The 2,231-nt window shown below is 56.6% G+C and carries 2 protein-coding genes; both read right to left on the bottom strand.

What is annotated here, in order from left to right:
• Positions 1-835, bottom strand: an 835-nt coding sequence (locus ABB26_RS18270) for a serine hydrolase domain-containing protein (RefSeq protein WP_057636138.1), incomplete at its 3' end; no start/stop codon positions are given.
• A 960-nt stretch (positions 836-1,795) separates the two neighbouring features.
• On the bottom strand, positions 1,796-2,231 hold a 436-nt coding region (locus ABB26_RS18260), incomplete at its 5' end, for a hypothetical protein (RefSeq protein WP_057636136.1).

Here is a 2,231-nt window from a genome sequence, read left to right as displayed (position 1 = left end):
CGTTTCCGGATGCACCCCACGGCAACTGCGGCATTGGCGTGGTCGGTACGGTGTTGTCGCTGTGATAGCCGACCGCAAGCTGGGCGGCCTCGGCATCGCTCAACCTGATTCGGAGGCCGGTCATTGCCGCAGAATCGCGAAAAAACCCGCGCAGCAGCGACTCATAGTCGCTCTTGTATACCGTCTCGAGAATATGTGCTGCCAGTTCGGTTCCGGTACTGGAGTAGGCGTAATCCTTCCCGGGCGACTGGCCAATCTCGACGGCGTGCAGGTCCCTGAAGAAATCAGTCTTGCCATAGTGCGTGTAAATGGCATTGAGTTCGCCGGGCGTACTCTGATCGGTGAAGTCCGCAAGCACCGTGTTCGCGCGTTCGGGCAACATGTTCGGCAGGCCGCTGGTGTGCGACAGCAGATGACGGACGCGGATGGGCTCGCCCTTGAACTGCAGGTTCGGATAGGCCTCGTGCAGATACATCCGAATGTCGTCGTCCAGGCTCACCTTGCGCTCCAGCACGGCATTGGCCATCAGGGTTCCGGCGAGCGTCTTGCTCAGCGAACCGATTTCGTAGAGGGTCGCGTCGGTCGGAGGGCCTGGCTTTCCAGTCTCCATGTCGCCGCGGTGACGGATGAATTCCTTGCCCCGATATACGACTCCGATCGAGGTCGCGTGGAGCAATGGCTGCTCGATCAGTGTTGCCGCAACTTCATCGATGTCCGCCCCAAGATCCTTCGTCGGGACCTTCCCGCCTGAGCAGCCTGCAGCCAACAGCGCAGCGGACAATACGAAGCAGTTGAACCACCGCGTGTTTCGAACAATCATCGAAGTCGCTTGCATGCGTCGGCGCTTGAAGGGGGTGTGGAAAGGGTCCTTAAGGTAGCCGATTACAAAGGGCTACGCCTGCATCATCGCCCAATTCAAACTGAGCCGAGAGGCTGGCTCGGCTTGATTGGATTGTTAGCCAGCCGCCGCATCAACTGCTTGCGTCCATGGCCCGGAGGACCAGATGTAGCCTCTCGCACGAGTCTGTTGAGGATCCGCAAAGAACTGCTGTCTTGACAATATGTTGATTGTTGCTGATCTCGAGGCGCCGGCGAACAACACTTGGGTAGAACTCGTGCCCACTTTCGAATATCCACCAATTCGTTGCAGTTCTAGCATCCGTGCCGCAGCTGATCACACTGGGTGCAAGCTGGCTACATTCGCGAATGTCCGGCCGCTTGGGAACTTCAGAAATTGCGATCTCCGCAGATTGATATCCAATTGGCGTTTCATCCAGGACGTAGCCCTTCTTTTTCGGCGGAAGCGCGGCAGTAGAGGTTATGGGTACCAGTAGCAGTGCGAGTATCAAGCTCTTCATAGGATGGCAATCCAGTTGATCGCTGTGGGATGACGCTGAAGGTAAGACGGGCCGCGACGCGGCTTCGACTTCAATGAGCTGTTAGGCCGTACCCGCAGTTTCTGACGCATCATAGATATCGAAGTCATGACCGAGCTGCCTGCGCAGCGCGGTGAGGAGGCTCTGGGTCTCCCCGTTGAAGCGAGTGCGTTCCGTGTCAGTCCAAGGAGACTGTACGCGAGGATAGCGCCAATCAATGCTTGTGTCGTACCAGGCGATTATGTGGTGAGCAAGGAGGAGCATATTTTCGGGGAGCAACAGATCGGAGATGTTTGCCGGATAGCCATACTTGGCCCGTGCAGCATCATTGGTAGCCCATAGGCAGATGCCGCTACCTGGGTCGAATGAGAATCGAAATTTGTATTGAGGCATAGTCTGCGAGCGGCCTGATATCTGAACTAAGCGGACCTGTGAAGCGAACTCCGCTTGAATGAAGTGTCAGGTGCGAATTGCTTGCGGAACTCGAACACAATTACAGCGTAAACGAGTAAAAACGCAATGCGCCCCTCTATGTAGCTGGCATCCGTGATGATCTCGCGGACAGTGGCAAATGGCAGCGAGCCAACGAACGGCAGCAGCCAAAGGGCAAGGAAGCTTATTGGGCCAGACCACTTAAGCCGCCAGAGTTGCACGGCCGACGCCAAACTGGCCAAGCCGGCAAGAAGGCCAAGCGGCAGCGCCCACGCCGAAACATCATCGATTCCGACGAACCCCGACGTAGCCAAAAAATAACCAAGGGCAGTCGCAACGATAAGACCGAATAGTGCTTGGACGATTGAGAGGAGCGCTATAGGAAGTGGTGGTGCATTCATGCGCTTAACTCCGGAGTTAAGC

The organism is Stenotrophomonas humi (assembly GCF_001431415.1).
In the GTDB taxonomy this organism is placed as follows: Bacteria; Pseudomonadota; Gammaproteobacteria; order Xanthomonadales; family Xanthomonadaceae; genus Stenotrophomonas; species Stenotrophomonas humi.
The sequence above is the reverse complement of the archived record's forward strand: the minus strand, read 5'-3'. Positions and strand labels throughout refer to the sequence as shown.